General features: G+C 68.7%; 14 protein-coding genes. 9 read left to right on the top strand and 5 right to left on the bottom strand.

Translation table 11 applies throughout. The features are described from left to right. Positions 1–16 precede the first annotated feature (16 nt). Positions 17–865 carry an arginase family protein gene (locus AB0J33_RS24050; RefSeq protein WP_363616380.1) on the bottom strand — a complete coding sequence of 283 codons (849 nt, stop codon included), beginning with the start codon at positions 863–865 and terminating at the stop codon, positions 17–19. Positions 866–1,066: 201 nt separating this feature from the next. On the opposite strand from AB0J33_RS24050, the gene AB0J33_RS24055 reads away from it, so the two are divergent. The 4 genes from AB0J33_RS24055 (at position 1,067) to AB0J33_RS24070 (ending at position 6,130) form a co-directional block, all read left to right on the top strand. Continuing rightward, positions 1,067–1,216: a hypothetical protein gene (locus tag AB0J33_RS24055; RefSeq protein WP_165947858.1), complete on the top strand. Its 150-nt coding sequence runs from the start codon at positions 1,067–1,069 to the stop codon at positions 1,214–1,216. A 17-nt stretch (positions 1,217–1,233) separates the two neighbouring features. After that, positions 1,234–2,664 (top strand): class I SAM-dependent methyltransferase, encoded by a 1,431-nt coding sequence (locus AB0J33_RS24060; protein ID WP_363616266.1) that lies wholly within the window; start codon positions 1,234–1,236, stop codon positions 2,662–2,664. Further along, positions 2,657–4,660 (top strand): sulfatase-like hydrolase/transferase, encoded by a 2,004-nt coding sequence (locus AB0J33_RS24065; protein ID WP_363616267.1) that lies wholly within the window; start codon positions 2,657–2,659, stop codon positions 4,658–4,660. The genes AB0J33_RS24060 and AB0J33_RS24065 overlap by 8 nt, the downstream gene beginning before the upstream one ends. A gap of 186 nt (positions 4,661–4,846) precedes the next feature. Then, positions 4,847–6,130: a citrate synthase gene (locus AB0J33_RS24070; RefSeq protein WP_363616268.1), complete on the top strand. Its 1,284-nt coding sequence runs from the start codon at positions 4,847–4,849 to the stop codon at positions 6,128–6,130. Between the two features lie 901 nt (positions 6,131–7,031). On the opposite strand, the gene AB0J33_RS24075 is transcribed toward AB0J33_RS24070, so the two are convergent. Continuing rightward, on the bottom strand, positions 7,032–7,676 hold the full coding sequence (locus tag AB0J33_RS24075; protein WP_363616269.1) for a maleylpyruvate isomerase N-terminal domain-containing protein: 645 nt from the start codon (positions 7,674–7,676) through the stop codon (positions 7,032–7,034). Positions 7,677–7,833: 157 nt separating this feature from the next. Between AB0J33_RS24075 and AB0J33_RS24080 the strand changes: the two genes are divergently transcribed. After that, positions 7,834–8,214: an SH3 domain-containing protein gene (locus tag AB0J33_RS24080; RefSeq protein ID WP_363616270.1), complete on the top strand. Its 381-nt coding sequence runs from the start codon at positions 7,834–7,836 to the stop codon at positions 8,212–8,214. Positions 8,215–8,327: 113 nt separating this feature from the next. On the opposite strand, the gene AB0J33_RS24085 is transcribed toward AB0J33_RS24080, so the two are convergent. Continuing rightward, positions 8,328–9,779: a glycosyltransferase family 4 protein gene (locus AB0J33_RS24085; protein ID WP_363616271.1), complete on the bottom strand. Its 1,452-nt coding sequence runs from the start codon at positions 9,777–9,779 to the stop codon at positions 8,328–8,330. Positions 9,780–10,112: 333 nt separating this feature from the next. On the opposite strand from AB0J33_RS24085, the gene glgX reads away from it, so the two are divergent. The 4 genes from glgX to AB0J33_RS24105 all read left to right on the top strand — a co-directional run bounded on the left by glgX (position 10,113) and on the right by AB0J33_RS24105 (position 17,579). Then, positions 10,113–12,230, top strand: a complete 2,118-nt coding sequence (gene glgX, locus AB0J33_RS24090) for a glycogen debranching protein GlgX (RefSeq protein ID WP_363616272.1) — start codon at positions 10,113–10,115, stop codon at positions 12,228–12,230. A 1-nt stretch (position 12,231) separates the two neighbouring features. Continuing rightward, a complete protein-coding gene (treY, locus tag AB0J33_RS24095) occupies positions 12,232–14,538 on the top strand; it encodes a malto-oligosyltrehalose synthase (RefSeq protein ID WP_363616273.1) in 2,307 nt (768 codons plus the stop codon). Beyond that, complete coding sequence (gene treZ / locus AB0J33_RS24100) at positions 14,535–16,259, top strand: malto-oligosyltrehalose trehalohydrolase (RefSeq protein WP_363616274.1); 1,725 nt, start codon at positions 14,535–14,537, stop codon at positions 16,257–16,259. The genes treY and treZ overlap by 4 nt, the downstream gene beginning before the upstream one ends. Before the next feature lie 354 nt (positions 16,260–16,613). Further along, positions 16,614–17,579 carry a 5'-nucleotidase gene (locus tag AB0J33_RS24105; protein ID WP_363616275.1) on the top strand — a complete coding sequence of 322 codons (966 nt, stop codon included), beginning with the start codon at positions 16,614–16,616 and terminating at the stop codon, positions 17,577–17,579. Between the two features lie 267 nt (positions 17,580–17,846). Here AB0J33_RS24105 and AB0J33_RS24110 read toward each other — a convergent pair whose 3' ends face one another. Continuing rightward, positions 17,847–18,725: a hypothetical protein gene (locus tag AB0J33_RS24110; protein WP_363616276.1), complete on the bottom strand. Its 879-nt coding sequence runs from the start codon at positions 18,723–18,725 to the stop codon at positions 17,847–17,849. 117 nt (positions 18,726–18,842) lie between these two features. Beyond that, positions 18,843–19,844 carry a hypothetical protein gene (locus AB0J33_RS24115; protein WP_363616277.1) on the bottom strand — a complete coding sequence of 334 codons (1,002 nt, stop codon included), beginning with the start codon at positions 19,842–19,844 and terminating at the stop codon, positions 18,843–18,845. Positions 19,845–19,947 lie beyond the last annotated feature (103 nt).

Genomic DNA, 19,947 nt, shown 5'->3' on the forward strand with positions numbered 1-19,947 from the left:
CTCGGCCTCCGGCCGGTCAGTCGCCCAGCATCTCGGCGAGGACCTCGACGACGCGCCGTGTGTGCCGCCCGTCGGGGTCCTCGTCGGTGTTCAGGTCGGTCACGCTCATGCCGAGCAGCCGGTCCGCGCGGGCCAGCGGGGTGACCAGCGCCATCAGGTCCGCCCAGGGCAGCCCGTCCGGCTCGGGGTAGGTCACCGCCGGCAGGTCCCGCGGGTCCACCACATCCAGGTCGAGGTGCAGCCAGGCCGGCCCCTCGCCGTTGGCGGCCAGGTGCGTTCCCACCGTCGCCGCGCCCCGGCGCCGCACCTCGGCGGCGTTGACCTGGTGAATCGCCGGGTCGATCCGGCCCGCCTCGAACCGGCTGCTCTCGTCGGTGGCCGGGCGATGCCCGAGCAGGTGGACGCGGCTCGGCTCGATCAGCGCGCCCTGCGGGCCGACGGCGGCGGCCGGACCGTACCCGGTGACCACCGAGAGGTCCATGTCGGCGGCCTCACCGGTGGGCGAGGTCGCGCCGTCGAGGAAGTCCGGATGGGCGTCGACGAACCACAGGTCGGTCGCCGGGGGCAGGGCCCGGCAGATGCCGGGCAGGATGGCGCAGTCTCCGCCCAGCACCAGCGGTCGGTGCCCGTCCGCGATCAGCGCGCCGACCCGCGCGGCGATGGCGCCACCGGCCCGGACCAGACCCGCCGCGCCGATCACCCCGCTCTCCGGGTCGCGGTTCGGGTCCCGTAGCCGAGCCTCGTCGATCCGTCCGTCGTCGTCGGCGGCCAGGGCCTCGCGCAGGCCGGCGCGGCGCAGCGCGGAAGGGGCCCGCTCCTCGCCGCGCCCGGAGCCGGAGGAGTCCAGCGGCGCGTCCACGATCATCCAGCGCACGTCCGCAGCGTACCGGCGCGGTACGCCCGTTCCGGCCACATTCTGTGGCGAGGCTGGGAGTACGCCGATGTGCCCGCGACGGCGATGACGACCGGCGTACGGTGATGGACAAGTCCGGCTTTCTGGGTTAAAAGCCTCATCGGTGTACGCCCGGGACGCCGGTGTCGAGACGGCGAGGGCAAGGAGCGATCGGTGGAACATCTGGCCTACCTGGACGCGGGATCCGGCAGCCTGATCGTGCAGGCGGTCGTCGGCGGGGTGGCCGGCGCCGCGGTCGCCGCGAAGCTCTACTGGCGACGGCTCGTCGACCGGTTCCGCCGGCAACCCACCGACCAGCGCTGAGCGGACCGATCCCCACCATGGCGATCTCACCCACCCAGGTACGGCCCGAGCCGGCCTCCTTCCGCGACCCGGCCAACCGGGTCTTCCACGTCGGCGACGAGGTGCTGCGCGGGCTGGACACCCAGGCCGCCGAGCACTGGCGGGCACTGGCCGGCAGCACGTTCTTCCCGGCGCTCGTCGCCGCCCGCAAGGTCTGCGCCACCGAGGACGCCCCGCCCGCGCTGGTGCCCGCCGCGACCGGTGCCCCGTGGGCGGCCGTGCTGCGCCACGAACGCATCCCGTTCGTCTCCCACCCGTACGAGTGGTCGTTCAGCATGCTGCGCGACGCCGCGCTGCTGCACCTGGAGATCCTGAAGGCCGCGCTGCGCGAGGGTTTCACCACCAAGGACGGTTCGGCGTACAACCTGCAGTGGCGCGGCGCCCAGCCGGTCTTCATCGACATCGGCTCCTTCGAGCCGGTGCGCGACGGCGAACCGTGGGCCGGTTACCGGCAGTTCTGCCAGACCGTGCTCTACCCGCTGATGCTCACCGCCCACCTGGGCGTCGACTTCCAACCGTGGCTGCGCGCCCGGGTCGACGGCATCGAGGCCGACGAGCTGCGGCCGCTCTTCACCGGGGCCCGCCGGCTGCGCCCCGGCGTGCTCACCCACCTGCACCTGCACCGGGCCATGCAGCACAGAAACGCCGCCACCAGCACCAGCGACGTCCGCGACCAACTGCGGGCCGCCGGCTTCTCCCGGGAGTTGCTGCTCGCCACGGTACGCGGCATCGAGAAACTCGTCCGCAAGCTGGACCGCCGCGCGCCCGAGACCCACTGGTCGGACTACCAACGCACCTGCGGTTACTCGGCCCGCGACCGGGTGGCGAAGGAACAGTTCGTGGCCGCCGCGGTGGCCGCCGGCGCCCGCCCCCGCCTGGTGCTCGACCTGGGCGCCAACGACGGCCGGTACTCCCGACTGGCGGTCGGGCACGCCGACTACGTGGTCGCCGTCGAGCAGGACCCGACCGTGGTCGACGAGCTGTACCGGAAGCTGCGTGCCGAGGGGCAGCGCCGGATCCTTCCGCTGGTGCTGGACCTGGCCGACCCCTCGCCGGGGGGCGGCTGGCGGGGCGTCGAGCGGGCCGGCTTCGCCGAGCGGGCCCGCGCCGACGTGGTGCTCGCCCTGGCCGTGGTGCACCACCTGGCGATCGCACGCAACGTGCCACTGCCGGAGGTCATCGACTGGCTGGCCGGGCTCACCGCGCCCGGCGGCGCGATCGTGGTGGAGTTCGTCCACCCGGAGGACCCGATGGCGACCCGGCTGCTGGCCAACAAGCCCGCCGGTCTCTTTCCGGACTACCGACGCGACACGTTCGAGGCGTTGCTCGCCGCCCGGGGGCGGATCACCGACCGGCTGGAACTGCCCTCGGGCACCCGCACGCTCTACCGGACGGTGATGGGTGGCTGAACCGCGGTGGAACCGGGGCTGGCGAGGCGAGCTGGGCCGGCTGCTGGAGATCATCGCGCTGGTCGGGCTCGTGGCCACCCAACCACTGTTGGACGTGCTCGGCCGCAGCCCCGACTTCTTCCTCTTCCACCGCGCCGACCCGGGCCAGATCCTGCTGCTGGTCGCCCTGGTGACGGTGGTCCCCACGACCGGGGTGGCGCTGCTCGGCGCGCTCAGCCGACTGGCCGGCCGCACCACCCGGGCGTTGACCCACACCGCGCTGGTCGGGCTGCTGGTCGCCGCCCTCGCCGTGCAGGTGGGCCGGCACGTGACGCCACTTCGGGGCGTACCGCTGCTGCTGGTGGCCGTGCTGACCGGAGCCGCCGGCGCGACCGCGCACCGGCGGTGGCAGGCCCCGGGCCGGGCGCTGCGACTGGCCGCCGCCGGCCCGGTGGCCTTCGTGGCGCTGTTCCTCTTCGTCTCACCCACCTCGGCGGTGGTGCTGCCGCGCGGCGACGGAGGTGCGGCCGGCACCGCGCAGGGCTCGGCCGTGCACCCGCCGGTGGTCATGCTGATCCTCGACGAGCTGCCCCTGGTCAGCCTGCTCGGCGCGGACGGAAAGATCGACGCCACACGCTACCCGCACTTCGCCGAGCTGGCCGGGGGCTCCACCTGGTACCGCAACTCCACCGGGGTCAGCGGGTGGACGCCGAACGCGCTGCCGGCGATGCTCACCGGCCGCTACCCGGCCCACTCGGTCGCCCCGCACTACTCGCAGTACCCGGACAACATCTTCACCGCCTTCGGCGGCCTGTACGACATCCGCGCCGAGGAGAGCATCACCCGACTCTGCCCGCCCAGCCGCTGCGAGCAGCCGGCCACCCCGCAGCGCGGGCTCGGCGTGCTGGTCCGCGAGACCGGCAAGCTGCTCGGCCAAATCGCCGGACCGACCCAGAGCGCGGTCGACCCGGAGGACTCGTACCGGGAGCAGACCCGCGCCGAGGCCGGCCTGGACGCCGCCGAACCGGTGCCGGCCGACCCGAAGTTCCGCTGGGACAGCCTGGACGACAACCAGCCGGCCCGGTTCACCAGCTTCCTGGCCGGGCTGAAGCCCACGTCCCGGCCCACCCTGCACTTCCTGCACCTGCTGATGCCGCACTCACCGTGGGCGTACCTGCCGTCCGGGGCACGCTACGACGCCCCGGAGGACCTGCCCAACGACGGCGCCGGCTGGATCGACCTGGCCCGGCAGCGGCACCTCGCCCAGCTCGGCTACACCGACCGGTTGATCGGCGAGACGCTGCGGACGCTGCGCGCCAGCGGCCTCTACGACCAGGCCCTCGTCGTGGTGACCGCCGACCACGGGGTCAGCTTCCGGCCGGGGGCCCAGGGCCGGGGCATGGACGCCATCAAGGCCGCCGCCGGTGAGGTCGCCTGGGTGCCGACGTTCATCAAGGAGCCCCGGCAACAGACCGGCCGGGTGGACGACCGCAACTGGGAACACGTCGACCTGCTGCCGACCGTGGCCGACGAGGCCGGCATCCGGCTGCCGTGGCGGGTCGACGGCCGTTCCGCCCGGCAGGCCCCGCGCACCGACGGCACGAAGCACTTCTACGACCGCCCCGGCGAGCCGGTCACCTTCCCCGGTGGGGTGCCCACCCCGCCGGCCCTGCCGACCCCGCACCCCCTGGTCGGCACGGAGGTACGCGCCGGCCCGTCCGCCGGCAGCGCCCGGGTGGCCGACCTGGCCGCGTTCACCGCCATGGACCCGGACACCGGCAGCCTCCCGGCGCTGGTCTGGGGGGACGTTCCGGACCAGATCCCGGACGGCACCCTCCTTGCGGTCGCCATCAACGGCCGCGTCGGGGCCGTCGTCCCGGTGGTGCCGGCGGACCCTGGCGGACGCCGGTTCGCCGCGCTGATCACCGACGACAAGCTGTTCCACGCCGGCACCAACAAGCTCGACGTCTACCAGGTCGCGACGAACGGTACGCTGCGACGCCTCGCCCTGTCCTGAGCTGGCTGCCCGGTTCGGTGCGGCCTGGTCCCGGCTGGCGAGATGCCGGGTTTCCCGGCGGCCGGGTCGGGAAACGGGTGACGCATACCTCACCGCCGAACCACGGCGGGCGGTGTCCCCCGAGCCGCAATTACGGTAGAAGCGAAGGCAATTCAACGTAGATCTGCCGGCGAAGCGAGGAACCACATGACGGAAGTCAAGCTCGATCACCCCGGTGGGCAGCTGTCGATGCCGGTGCATCCTGCGGTCGAGGGCCCCGCCGGTATCGGGGTGAGCAAGTTGCTGAAAGAAACCGGGATGACCACGTACGACCCGGGTTTCGTCAACACCGCCGCTGCCTCATCCGCGATCACCTACATCGACGGCGACGCGGGGATCCTGCGTTACCGGGGATACCCGATCGAGCAGCTGGCCGAGAAGTCCTCCTTCCTGGAGGTCTCCTACCTGCTCATCTACGGTGAGCTGCCGACCGAGCAGCAGCTGACCGAGTTCACCGAGTGGATTCGGCGGCACTCGCTGCTGCACGAGGAGATGCGCCGCTTCTTCGACGGCTTCCCCCGGGACGCCCACCCGATGGCGGTGCTCTCGTCAGCGGTGAGCGCCCTGTCCACCTTCTACCAGGACAGCCTGGACCCGTTCGACTCCGAGCACGTGGAGATCTCCACGGTCCGGCTCATGGCGAAGGTGCCCACCATCGCCTCGTACGCCTACAAGAAGTCCATCGGTCAGCCGCTGCTGTACCCGGACAACTCGCTGGGGTACGTGGACAACCTGCTGCGGATGACCTTCGGCGTGCCGGCGGAGCCCTACGAGGTCGACCCGGTGATGTCGAAGGTGCTGGACATGCTTTTCGTCCTGCACGCCGACCACGAGCAGAACTGCTCCACGTCGACCGTGCGCCTGGTCGGCTCCAGCAACGCCAACCTGTTCGCCTCGGTCTCGGCCGGCGTGAATGCGCTGTTCGGCCCGCTGCACGGTGGCGCCAACCAGGCGGTGCTGGAGATGCTCCAGCAGATCCACGCCGGCGACGGCGACGTCCGGTCCTTCGTCCGCAAGGTCAAGGACAAGCAGGACGGCGTCAAGCTGATGGGCTTCGGCCACCGGGTCTACAAGAACTACGACCCGCGGGCGGCGATCGTCAAGAAGGCCGCGCAGGACGTGCTGGGCCGGATGGCCAAGCCCGACCCGCTGCTGGACATCGCCATGGAGTTGGAGGAGATCGCGCTCGCCGATGACTTCTTCGTCTCCCGCCGGCTCTACCCGAACGTGGACTTCTACACCGGCCTGATCTACAAGGCCATGGGTTTCCCGACCAAGATGTTCACCGTGCTCTTCGCGCTCGGCCGGCTCCCCGGCTGGATCGCCCAGTGGCGCGAGATGATCTCCGATCCGGAAACCAAGATCGGCCGTCCGCGGCAGGTCTACGTCGGCTCCGCCGAGCGGGACTACGTCCCCTTCAACGAGCGCTGACCCGCTCGTCGCTTCGCCGGCAGGCCGTCGACCCCATCGGGGTCGACGGCCTGCCGCCTTGTCCGGCGTAGCCGCCCCGCGCTGCCGTGCCGCGCCGTGCCGGGCTGCCGTGCCGCCCCGCGCTGCCGTGCCGCGCCCTGCCGGGCCGCGCGGCCCTGCCGGGCCGCGCCGCGCTGCCGGGCCGCGCCGTGCCGCGCTGCCCTGCCGCGCCGCGCTGCCGGGCCGCGCCGCCCTGCCGGGCCGTGCCGCGCTGCCCTGCCGCGCCGCGCTGCCGCGCCCCGGCCGCCGTGGCGCACAGCTGTCTGGTTCGGCGCCTGTAGAGCTGCCCCACAGGTGGGGCAGTGCTGACATTGCCTTCTCGGTGAGGCGTTGCCGACCCGGCTGCCCTACATTCGGACCTGCGCCCCTGCTCGACGGCCCAACATTGCACCTACGCCCCGTACACCCCTTGCGTCCCGTGCGCCCCCTTGCTCCCTTGCTCCGTGCGCGCCGGGCGTCCGTTCGTCCGTGCGTCCGTGGTTCCTTGCGTCCCGTGCGCCCCCTTGCTCCGTGCGTCCTTGCGTCCGTGGTTCCGTGCGTCCGTGCGTCCCTTGCGCCTCGTGAGCACCTTGCGCTCCTTGCGCCTCGTGCGCTCCTTGCGCTCCTTGCGCCTCGTGCGCTCCTTGCGCTTCGTGCGCTCCTTGCGTCCGTGCTTCCGTGTGGCCTCGTGCTCTCCCTGTGCCCTCCGCTCTGTCCTCGAATCGCGCTTGCCCCGCTTCTGGGGCAGCTCGACAGGGCCCGTGGGAGACGAATGGATGGCAGCGGGCTCAGTCGGCTCAGTCGGCTCGGCGGGCTTGGCGGGCTCAGCCGGTTTGCTGGGCGTGGCCGGTTCGCCGGGCCTACCCGAGGCCGTCGGCACACGTCAGAACGCGGAGATGTTCCGTGCGCGCTCGCTGCGGCTCAGGGCGCTGATCAGCGCGGACTGACCACGACGGCGTACGGCCAGTCGGACCAGCAGGTCGCGGACGGGGTCGAAGACCTCTGCCGGAAACTCCGGCGTGGGCAGGCCAACGCTCACCGCGAGGTCGTCGGCGTGCACGACGATCTCCAGCTGACGGGTGAGCAGGAAGTCCCCGCGCCGCAGCGACCAGCCCTGCCACGGGATCGGCACGACGTCACGTACGGCACCCCTGGAGAGCAGGTCGCCGACCGCTTCCAGGGCGTCCGCGGAGCGGCCGTGCAGGTCGGCTGGTCCGCGTGCCGCGTCCGCCTCGTCGGGGCCCTCGACGACCGACTCCTCGTCCGGCGTGCCCTCGCTGACCCAGGGGGCCTGCTCGTAGTGGTCGTCGGCCGAATCCAACGTGGGTAGGTCGGTCGGCGTCGGTAGCAGCTCGGCCGCGCGGACCGCCTGACGCCCGAGGTGGCACGCCAGACCTCCGACGGACAGGTGCGGCAACGCGCTCGGACTCGACCACTGCGCGGACACCTCGGGGCGTCGGATCAGGTCCAGCGCGATTGAGGCGGCGATCGGAAAGGTGGAATCCAGAGCGTCGACAGGACGAGACATCCGCACATCCTGACAGGCCCGGCCGACCCGCTGCACGGTGGCACGGCTGCCGCTGCGCATTGGCGATACCATCCACGCGCTTGAATGCATCGATCGTTTCCCATAGGGTCTTCCAAACCGCTCACCAAGATCGGGCGGTATACCACGGGGAGAACAAATGCGGAGATCCAAGCCAATTGTCGCGCTCGCGCAGGCGGCGCTCACCCTGGTCGCGGCGGCCGGGATCGTGGCGGTCACGTCGGCGCCGGCGAGCGCCAGCTGTAGCCATGCCTGGTCGGACAAGGACTACGGCAGCAACCAGGTGCAGGACGCCGGAAGCACCGGCCTGGCCCTTCGCACCGGGCCGCACACCAGCTGCGGGCTGGTCACCCGGATCCCGACCGGGCACTGGGTGACGTTGGACTGCCAGGGCTACGGCGACTACATCAACGGATGGAACGGCTGGACCCACGTGCGGTATGGCAACGGGGGTCCGACCTACTCGGGCTGGGTGTTTGATCACTACCTCGACGACGGCGGGTCGTACATCGACTGCTGACCCGTCCACCGCGATCGACTCGGCTTTGAGGAAATCGGGGTGTCCCAGCACCGGGACACCCCGATTTCAAGGAAGCCGAGTCGATCGACCGCGAACGGGCCGGGCGGCGAGGGTCAGCGCAGGCCGGCGGCGGCCAGCAGGTTGCCCTCGGGAAGCGCCGGGAGCGCCCGCCCCTGCGACATCCGCTGCTCCGCCCGCTCGGCCGTGAACGCGGCGTCGTGGTGGATGGCGGCGGCGTAGCTGGCGGCGGTGCGCTGGGCGATCGCCGACCAGCCGTACTGGTCGTGGACCATCCGGCGGGCGTGGCGGGCCATGACGCGGGAGCGGTCGGGGTCGGACAGCAGCGCGTCCACGGCGTCGGTCAGGCTCTCCGGGTCGTGTGGGCGGAAGGTCATCCCGGTGGCGCCCGGCTCGACGATCTCGGCGAGACCACCGGTGGCCGCGACGGCCAGGGGAGCGCCGGCGGCGGCGCCCTCCAGGGCGACCATGCCGAACGGCTCGTAGATGCTCGGCACGGCGAAGCAGTCGGACGCGGCCATCAGCGCCGGCAGGTCGGTGCCGCCCAGGAAGCCCGGCATGGTGACCATCCCGCCCAGTCCGCGGCGGTGCACGTCGGCCTCCAACTCGGCCCGGTACGGGCCGTCGCCGGCGATCACGACACGCAGCCCGGGGTGCCGCTCGCGCAACCGGGGCAGCGCGGCGATCAGGTGCTGTACGCCCTTCTCGTAGACGAGTCGGCCGGCGAAGGTGACCAGCGGGCCGTCCCCGGCGAACCGGGCGCGGGCGGCGGCCACCGCGCTGGCGGGCACCCGCCAACGGTGCGGCTCCACCCCGTTGGCGACCACGTCGACCCGCCCGGCCGGTACGCCGAACAGCGCGTTCACCTCGTCACGCATGTAACCGGAGCAGACGATCACCCGGTTGGACTCGCTGCTGAGCCACTGCTCGACGCCGTGGATGGTGCGGTTCATCTCCTCCGGCAGCCAGCCCTGGTGCCGACCCGCCTCGGTGGCGTGGATCGTGCTGACCAGCGGGATGTCCAGGTGGTCGCGCAACGTCATCGCGGTGTGCGCGACGAGCCAGTCGTGGGCGTGGATGACGTCGTAGGAACCGGCTTGGGTGGCGCGCAGGGCGGTGCGGGTGAGGGTGTGGTTGAAGGCCATCGTCCAGGCCAGCAGGGAGCTGGTGGCGAGGGGGAAGGTGACCGGGTCCTCTGGGGCGCGCAGGATGCGCACGCCCTCGGCGTACTCCTCCAGGGGTGCGCCCTCGCTGTGGCGGGTGACGACGGTGACCTCGTGGCCGGCGGCGGCCAACGCCACCGACAACGCGTGCACGTGTCGACCGAGACCGCCGACGAGCACCGGCGGGTACTCCCAGGACAGCATGAGGATGCGACGGGTCTGCGGGGGCACCCCGGGGCCGGCCTGCGTCGGCACGGGCGTGCCGGGCTGCACGGTGAGGCCGGAACCGGGCTGGGTCGGAAGCTGGGGCCGGGAGGTCACGGTGGGCCGGTGGGCCCGGTCCTTGGTGGCAGCGAGCTGCTCGTCGACCCGCAGGGTCGTCACATCAATCTCCGTCCATGCATGGTGGTACGCGCCGGCGTCAGTGGCGGCGGAGCGAGAGGTGTAAGGGTGGCTGAGGGCCTGGCGGGACGCGCGCGGACGCTTGCCCCCGAACAAGGAAAGTGCATCCGGGCCAAGAACGCATCTCGAAAGGGGTCATCGTGACGGAGGACACCCGATCGGTGTAGCACGCATCAGACAGGTGGTTTTTGGTCATCGCCTGGAAGGATGGATTGGCGCGCCCGGCCGGGGGGCAATACCCGCCTGCGCGCGGGCGGCCTCCGCCGGCGCGCTCGTGGCGCGGGCGCGCACATGACCATGGTCTGAAGGAGCGACATGCAGGTCTGGCCGGGCGAGCGGTACCCCCTGGGCGCCACCTACGACGGGATGGGCACCAACTTCGCCATCTTCTCCGAGGTGGCCGAGCGGATCGAGCTGTGCCTCTTCGACGAGTGGGACACCGGCGCGGAGCGCCGCGTCGAGCTGCGCGAGGTGGACGCGTACGTGTGGCACGCGTACCTGCCGGGAGTCGAGCCGGGACAACGCTACGGCTACCGGGTGCACGGCCCGTACGACCCGGCGAACGGGCTGCGGTGCAACCCGCACAAGCTGCTGATCGACCCGTACGCCAAGGCCATCGACGGTGACGTGGAATGGGACCCGGCGGTCTACGACTACGACCTGGCGGAGCCGGAGCGGATGTCGGAGACCGACTCGGCGCCGTTCATGCCGAAGTCGGTGGTGGTCAACCCGTACTTCGACTGGGGTAACGACAAGCCGCCGCGCACCCCCTACCACCACTCGGTGATCTACGAGGCGCACGTGCGCGGGTTGACCATGCGCCACCCGGACATCCCGGAGGAGTTGCGCGGCACGTACGCGGGCATCGCCTCCCCGCCGATGATCGACTATCTGACCCGGCTCGGGGTGACGGCGATCGAGCTGATGCCGGTGCACCAGTTCATCCACGACAACCGCCTCGTCGACCTGGGCCTGCGCAACTACTGGGGTTACAACACCATCGGCTTCTTCGCCCCGCACCACGGCTACTCGGCGCTGGGCCGCCTCGGCCAGCAGGTGCAGGAGTTCCGGGGCATGGTGAAGGCGCTGCACGCGGCCGGCATCGAGGTCATCCTCGACGTGGTCTACAACCACACCGCCGAGGGCAACCACCTCGGCCCGACGCTGAGCTTCAAGGGCGTGGACGCCCCGAGCTACTACCGGCTCAGCGAGGAGGACCGCCGCTACTTCGTCGACTACACCGGCACCGGCAACAGCCTCAACGTACGCAGCCCGCACTCCCTGCAACTGATCATGGATTCGCTGCGGTACTGGGTGACCGAGATGCACGTCGACGGCTTCCGGTTCGACCTGGCCGCCACCCTGGCCCGCGAGTTCTACGAGGTGGACCGGCTCTCCACCTTCTTCGAGGTGGTGCAGCAGGACCCGGTGGTCAGTCGGGTGAAGCTGATCGCCGAACCGTGGGACGTCGGCCCCGGCGGCTACCAGGTGGGCAACTTCCCGCCGCTGTGGACCGAGTGGAACGGCAAGTACCGCGACACCGTGCGGGACTTCTGGCGCGGCGAGCCGGCCACCCTCGCCGAATTCGCCTCGCGCATCTCCGGCTCCGCCGACCTCTACCAGGACGACGGCCGCCGCCCGTTCCACAGCATCAACTTCGTCACCGTCCACGACGGGTTCACCCTCAACGACCTGGTCTCCTACAACGACAAGCACAACGAGGCCAACGGCGAGGAGAACCGCGACGGCGAGAGCCACAACCGTTCCTGGAACTGCGGGGTCGAGGGCGACACCGACGACGAGGCGGTGCTCGCGCTGCGGGCCAAGCAGCGGCGCAACTTCCTGGCCACCCTGATGCTGTCGCAGGGCGTGCCGATGATCGGCCACGGTGACGAGTTGGGCCGCACCCAGCGCGGCAACAACAACGTCTACTGCCAGGACAGCGAGCTGGCCTGGGTCGACTGGGACAACGTCGACGAGCAGCTGCTGGAGTTCGTGCAGACGCTCACCGCGTTCCGCAAGAGGCACCAGGTGTTCCGGCGTCGCCGGTTCTTCACCGGCCTGCCGGTGAACGGCCGCGGCATCGACGAGCCGCTGCCCGACCTGGCCTGGCACACCCCGGACGGGCGGGAGATGACCGGCGAGGACTGGGGCAACGACTTCGGCCGCTCGGTGGCGCTCTTCGTCAACGGCGAGGGCATCCGCGAGCGCGGCCAGTACGGCCAGAAGCACCACGACGCGTCGTTCCTGCTCTGCTTCAACGCCCACGACGCGCCGCTGGACTTCACCATGCCCGGCAGCGAGTACGGCCAGAAGTGGGAACGGGTGATCAGCACGGCCGAACCCGAGCCGGACGACGCCACGGTGATCAGCGCGGGCGGCACCATCCGGGTGCCGGACCGGTCCCTCGTCGTGCTGGAGAGGACGATCTGACATGCCGGCCACCCCTCCACGGGCCACCTACCGCATCCAGGTGCGCCCCGGCTTCGACCTGGACGCCACCGCGGCGATCGTCGACTACCTCGACGCCCTCGGCGTCAGTCACCTCTACAGCGCCCCGCTGCTGACCGCCACGCCCGGCTCCCAGCACGGCTACGACGTGGTCGACCACCGCGCCGTCAACCCGGAGCTGGGCGGGGAGGCGGCCCGGCAGCGGCTGCTGCGCGCGCTGCGCGACAGGCAGCTCGGACTGGTCGTCGACATCGTGCCCAACCACGCCGGGGTCGCCGTTCCGCCCGCCAACCCGCCCTGGTGGGACGTGCTGCGCCGGGGGCGCGACTCGGCGTACGCCGACTGGTTCGACATCGACTGGGGCCGGGGCCGCCTGCTGCTGCCGGTGCTTGCCGACGACGAGGCCGCCCTGGACGACCTCAAGGTGGTCGACGGGGAGCTGCGCTACCACGAGCACCGCTTCCCGATCGCCGACGGCACCGGCGACGGCAGCGCGGCGCAGGTGCACGACCGGCAGCACTACCAGCTGGTCTCCTGGCGGCGTGGTGACGCCGAGCTGACGTACCGCCGGTTCTTCGCCATCGCGGGCCTGGCGGGTCTGCGGGTGGAGGACCCGGCGGTCTTCGCCGCCACCCACGAGCTGATCCTGCGCTGGGCCGCCGACGGGGAGGTCGACGGCATCCGCGTCGACCACCCGGACGGCCTGCGCGACCCGGCCGGCTACCTGACCCGGTTGCGGGAGGCCGCGCCGCACGCCTGGCTGGTGGTGGAGAAGATCCTGGAGTACGGCGAGGAGCTGCCGGACTGGCCGGTGGACGGCACCACCGGCTACGACGCCCTCGCTGCGGTCAGCGGGCTCTTCGTCGACACCGACGCCGAGGGCGACTTCACCGCGCTGGACACCCGACTGGCCGGGCGGCACACCTCCTGGGAGGACCTGACCCACGCCACCAAACTGGCCGCCGCCACCCGGCTGCTCGCCGCCGAGCTGACCCGACTGGCCGCCCTCGCCCCCGAGGTGCCCACCGAGCAGGCCCGCGCGGCGCTCGCCGAACTGGCCGCCGCGTTCCCGGTCTACCGGGGCTACCCGCCGCACGGCGCCCGGCACCTCGCCGCCGCCCGTTCCGAGGCCGGTCGCCGCCGCCCCGACCTGGCCGGCGCCCTGGACGCGATCACCCGCCGGCTGCGCGACCCCGCCGACGAGCTGGGCATGCGGTTCCCGCAGCTCAGCGGCGCGGTGATGGCCAAGGGCGTGGAGGACACCGCGTTCTACCGCTGGACCCGGTTCGTGGCGCTCAACGAGGTCGGCGGCAGCCCCGCCCACTTCGGGGTGCCACCGGCGGAGTTCCACCGCTTCGCCGCCGCCCAGCAGGTCCGCTGGCCGGCCAGCATGACCGCCCTCTCCACCCACGACACCAAACGCGGCGAGGATGTCCGGGCCCGGCTCGCCGTGCTCAGCGAGCTGCCGGGCCGCTGGGCCGAGCAGGTCAAGAGCTGGATGGCGTACGCCCCGCTGCCCGACCCGTCCTTCGCCCACCTGCTCTGGCAGACCGCCGTCGGGGCGTGGCCGATCGAGCGGGAGCGGCTGCACGCGTACGTCGAGAAGGCCGCCCGGGAGGCCGGGGCCTCGACCAGTTGGGCGGACCCGGACCCGGCCTTCGAGCAGGCCCTGCACGACGTGGTCGACCGGATGTACGACGATCCGAGCCTGCACGACGAGCTGACCGAACTCGCCGCCGCGATCACCCCGGCCGGCTGGTGCAACGCGCTCGGGCAGAAGCTGATCCAACTCACCATGCCCGGGGTGCCGGACACCTACCAGGGCACCGAGCTGTGGGACAACTCCCTGGTCGACCCGGACAACCGCCGCCCGGTCGACTTCGACGTACGCCGGGAGTTGCTGGCGCGGATCGACGGCGGCTGGCGTCCCCCGATCGACACCGACGGAGCGGCGAAGCTGCTCGTCGTGTCCCGGACGCTGCGGCTGCGGCGGGCGCACCCGGAGCTGTTCACCACCTACCGCCCGGTGCCCGCGCACGGGCCGGCGGGCCGGCACGTGGTGGCCTTCGACCGGGGCGGTGTGATCGCCGTGGCCACCCGCCTGCCGCTGGGTCTCGCGCGTGCCGGCGGGTGGTGTGACACAGCCCTGTCACTTCCCGTTCACGAGATGAAGGACCTGTTCACCGGCCGGGTCTACAGTGGCGGGGAGACGTCGCTGGACAATCTCCTGGCCGACTATCCCGTCGCTCTGCTGGCTCCTCCCACCGCTGCCGAGGAGGCCCTTTCATGACCGAATTCTCCGTCTGGGCGCCGGACGCCAGCCGGGTGCGGCTGCGCCTGGCCGGCGACACCGACCACGAGATGCGCGCCGCCGCCGACGGCTGGTGGAGGGTCGAGGTGCCCGACGCGGGCGTCGACTACTCCTTTCTGCTGAACGACGACGAAACCCCACTGCCCGACCCCCGGTCACCGTGGCAGCCTGCGGGAGTGCACGGGCCGAGCCGCCGCTACGACCATCTCGCGTTCCAGTGGAGTGATTCCTCGTGGACGGGCCGGCAGCTGCCCGGCAGCATCCTCTACGAGCTGCACATCGGCACCTTCACCCCGGACGGCACCTTCGACGCGGCCATCGACCGCCTCGACCACCTCGTGAACCTCGGCGTCGACCTGATCGAACTGCTCCCGGTCAACGCCTTCAACGGCGAACACAACTGGGGGTACGACGGCGTCTGCTGGTACGCCCCACACGAGCCCTACGGCGGCCCCGACGGCCTGAAACGGTTCGTCGACGCCGCCCATGCCAAGGGGCTGGGGGTGATCCTCGACGTTGTCTACAACCATTTCGGGCCCTCCGGGGCCTACGCGCCGCGGTTCGGGCCCTACCTCGCCGAGCAGAGCAACAGTTGGGGCCGCTCGGTCAACCTGGACGGCCCGCACTCCGACGAGGTACGCCGCTACATCATCGACAGCGTGCTCATGTGGCTGCGCGACTACCACGTCGACGGGCTACGCCTGGACGCCGTACACGCCCTGCCGGACACCCGCGCGGTGCCGCTGCTCGAAGAGCTGGCCATCGAGGTGGAGTCGCTGTCGACGCACCTGGGCCGGCCGTTGTCGCTGATCGCCGAGTCGGACCTCAACGACCCCCGGCTGATCACGCCTCGGGAGGCGGGCGGGTTCGGTCTGCACGCCCAGTGGAACGACGACGCCCACCACGCCCTGCACACGTTGCTGACGGGGGAGCGGCAGGGATACTACGGCGACTTCGGCTCCCTGGAGACGCTGTCGGACGTGCTGACCGGCGGGTTCTTCCACGCTGGCACGTGGTCCAGCTTCCGCAACCGGCACCATGGGCGTCCTTTGGACTCGCGGGTGCCGGGGCATCGGCTGGTGGCGTACTTGCAGAACCACGATCAGATCGGGAACCGGGCCACCGGGGACCGGATCTCCGCCTCGTTGTCGCCTGCGTTGCTCCGGGTTGGCGCTGTGTTGCTGCTGACGGCGCCGTTCACTCCCATGTTGTTCATGGGGGAGGAGTGGGCGGCCTCTACGCCTTGGCAGTTCTTCACGTCGCACCCGGAGCCGGAGTTGGCCGCTGCGGTGCGGACCGGGCGGCGGCGGGAGTTCGCGTCGCACGGGTGGCCGGAAGGGGACGTGCCCGACCCGCAGGACCCGGAGACGTTCGTACGGTCGCGGTTGGACTGGGCGGAGCTGGACAAGCCCGAGCACCGGGAGATGCTGTCCTTCTACCAGCGGCTGATTGCCTTGCGTCGCTCCTCGCCGGACCTGTCGGATCCTCGGATGCACGAGGTGTCTGTGCAGCACGGGGACCAGTTCCTGGTCATGCGGCGGGGGGACACGCTTGTCGTGGCCAACTTCGCCGGGCGGGGGCAGGGGGTGTCGCTGCCGGGGGTGGCTCGGCGGGTGCTGCTGGCCACGGGGGAGGGGGTCACCGTGATGCGGGACCGGATCCAGTTGCCGGCGGAGACTGCGGCGATCGTGGCGTTGTGAGGCCCACGGATCTTCGAGATGAACTGTCTGGGATGCTACCTGTAGGTGCTGCGGAACAATGGCGCCGACAGGCGGTTGAATAAAGAATTGTCCGCTTACAGCATTGGCGCGCCGTCACACCCGGCCGCAGGAAGTCGGGGGGCATTAGAATATGGATGCTGATTGCTGCTCCCTCACGCCACATCCAAAAGTACGCCTTCTTTCGCGGCGCTGTCTGCGGGTTGGGTCTAATCGCGGTACCTCGTGTCACCGTCTGAGACTTGCCTCTACACATCGCTCAGGTCCCAAGCGAGTTTGGGCCAGTTTTGGTTCTAGTCTAGGATGGTAGGCCGATGAACCTAGCCGGATAGGTAGATGAAATCAGAGGGCCTGAAGTTGCCATATAGTTTAGAGAACCGTCTGGTTATCGGGATCGCCTCTAGTGCGCTCTTTGACCTTACTGCTTCGGACAAAGTCTTTCGCGATCACGGCGAAGATGAGTACCGGAGGTATCAGGAGGAAAATCTGGAAAACCCGCTTGAACCCGGCGTCGCGTTTCCCTTCATAAGACGGCTTCTTTCGCTTAATGACCTGAGTGGGGACGACGGCCCCCTGGTTGAGGTAATCATTCTTTCGCGAAATGACCCGGACACAGGCCTTAGAGTGATGAAGTCCGTCGAGCATCATGGCCTTCCCATCACTCGAGCTGTATTCATGCAAGGCAAGTCGCCATACAAGTTTATGCCCGTTCTTCATATGTCACTCTTTATGTCGGCTAATCCGACGGATGTAAAAGAGGCGATGGCACGCAACCTTCCTGCGGGCCAAGTCCTTCCCTCCATCTACACGGAGGACGGCAGCGACCTCGACCTTCGGATCGCATTTGACTTCGACGGCGTTCTTGCAGACGACGCATCAGAGCGAGTCATGCAGACTGAAGGACTTGATGGCTTCCATGCCCACGAAACGGCTAATGCCGTGACGCCGCATTCGCCCGGTCCTTTGCGTGATTTCCTCAAGCAGGTTAACAAGATTCAGCGGCGGGAAGAGGCGAGGCGTGCCGCCGATTCAGGCTATCGGATCCGACTACATGTTGCTATCGTTACGGCTCGAAATGCGCCCTCTCATCACCGTGCCCTCGCCAGCCTCAAGGCGTGGGGAGTCACAGTCAACGATGCCTTCTTCCTGGGGGGCATCGACAAGGGGGCCGTTCTGAGCGTTCTCAAACCTCATATTTTCTTCGATGACCAGCAGGGGCATCTAGTCTCTACGTCGCAAGTCGCCCCAAGCGTGCACGTACCCTTTGGCGTTGTGAATACTCAGTCACTTCTCGACGCCTGACAATGTAGAAAACCCCTGCCCGAAGGGACTCTAGCAGGGCACAAGGTGCTAGCCCGCGTCATTGTCAATCGAAGGCGAGCGGTAGGGGAGGCAAACTGGCTGTCGACGTGTCTAGTGCCGTCAAACCGATCCTGAAGCCATGCCAATGACTTTCGGTTGGGCGTCGCTGTCGTGTCCGTCGCTTCGATAGTGAGCGTGGGGTTTGCATTAGAGGAATTTATTGAGAATTGTCTTCGCCTTGCCCCGGCTCAGGCGGACGAATTCGAATCACGCCATTCGGCGCATATGCAAACCAGCTTCCTCGCCGTGGGCTGCCAGCGACGCATCAGCGTGACCGCCCACTGCCAACCGTTGCGCGATAGATCTCGTCGCACGGCGTGCGTGCGATAGCAAGTATGCTGCCGTGGCGGCAAACAAAATAGTTAGCAGGATGATAATTCCAAGATAGGCCAGTTCAGTAAAATAGAATTTGCCCAAGATCCAGATTGTGAGTGATGTCGCCCCGGTCAGTGTTGTGATGATCAGAATCGCCGCGAGACCGAATAAGAAAGGCGCCACATGAGTCTGATCATCACGATGTAGCGCAACATCTCGACGCTCATATACGACCGTATGCTCTTCATTGCGAAGGAGGGCGCCCTTCCAGTTGTGCCATGACCCTCCATCTGCTGCCAAGGCGAAGGTGACAGAATCTCCAGGGTCCAGTTGACTGATTTTGTATCGTGGCCCAACAAATTGCGGATCCTGGTTTGTGATGTCTCGCACGCCGAGTTCTGGCTCGGGTTCGGGATCTAGCTCACGCTGTAACACTCTGGCGTCTTTAGGTAAGTCAAATCTAACTGTTTGAGCTTTGATGGTAGTGTTCCCGGAATTTGTAAGCGTGTAACGGACGTTGACCAGGCGGTCAACCTCGTGGCCTCGGTAACTGATCTTGATATGGTCAGCATGAGTTGCGCCATAGCTAATTTTCGGCTCTTCGACCTTCAGATCCCACGCCAAGATGGTACGCGAACCGCGTTTCGACTTGACAATTTCCAAAAAGTAGCCGCTAGCAAACCCTAGTAGGGCCGCGACAACGGGAGTTACCATTTTGCCTGTCGAAAACGCCGAGTCTTCCGCGGCAGCTGTGACGAAGGAAGGAAACATATGGTCAGCCTACTGGGCGCGAGCCAGAATCACTAGTCGGTCCTGCCTGCAAAGACTTCGAACCTTCGGCTGATCCGGTCGTTATGGGGCCGCCTGCTGCTGTGACGCGGTCAATTCTCAGATAACAGAGGAATCGACCAAGACTTCGACCAAGTCGGCGGCGTCGCTGAGCAATCGGGTGGAGTACTGCTGTTCGATTTTGCCCTGCCGCATTTGGTGGATCCATTGCTTCTCGGTGATGATGACATCGCAGTATACCGACGCGACAGGAAGCGCGACGATGTCGATGAAATCGTTCGGCTCCCATTTCTGCTGAGTCTGTCGGTGCTTGGCGGAGCGCAACACATTGGTGACATAACGGGTGGGTAAGTCGTCCATGAACCTCATCAAGTCGGCGACGGTGGAATTGGACATGAACTGGTCATAGGTGACGCCGATGCCCTCGAGCGCCTCGATGAGTGCGGGTCGGATATCGATAAAATCGGTACCGCGAACGGCTTGTTCGACGCCGTTCTTGGTCAGGTGATTTTCCTTGATGTATGCGGCGAGTGTGTTCTCAAAGTCGACGAATCGCTGGCCGTGGTCGGAAGCGGCGTGGTCGAACCCTGATGCCAGAAGGGTGGCGGGGCCAGCGCGGAGCAGATGCTCTTCAATGGACTCGGTGACTTCATGATTAAGCTGTGCCCGTGGGTGATCAGGAAGCGACAAGCCACCGTCTGGCAGCATGTTGAGGTCTAACTTGGGCCAGTTCATACGGCCCTCAGTGATGTGTCGCAACCCAACGCCGAAGACCTGCTGCCGGCGGGGTTGGGCGGGTCGCCCAAATCGCCGTTGGAGCGCGCGATCGAGTTCCTCGTCGAGGATGCCGAACGGGAGCGCCATGGTGTGTTGGCGCGAGAGTTCTCGCATCACGTCGACGACTGCGTTCCGCGACCGGTTGTCGCCTCGCTTGCTGGTTTCCCAGTACCGATACATGTCGAGAGGAAATGACACGGTGCCAGCTGCAACACCAGCACGAGCCAGCGCCAGGGCATCGCCGAACCGTCCGCCAAGTCGGTGGCCAGTCGCTGCGCGGGCAAGGTCTACCCACTTGTTTTGATCGAGGTAGACACGCAGCATGGAAGCATCTTCCCTGCGTGGCCATGTGATGGTCAACGGGTTTGATTGGGTCTCCAGGGCGCTCCAGCGTCAACGGCTGCATTTCACGGCAGTGTCGTTTGTC

The organism is Micromonospora sp. NPDC049645 (assembly GCF_040675155.1).
In the GTDB taxonomy this organism is placed as follows: domain Bacteria; phylum Actinomycetota; class Actinomycetes; order Mycobacteriales; family Micromonosporaceae; genus Micromonospora.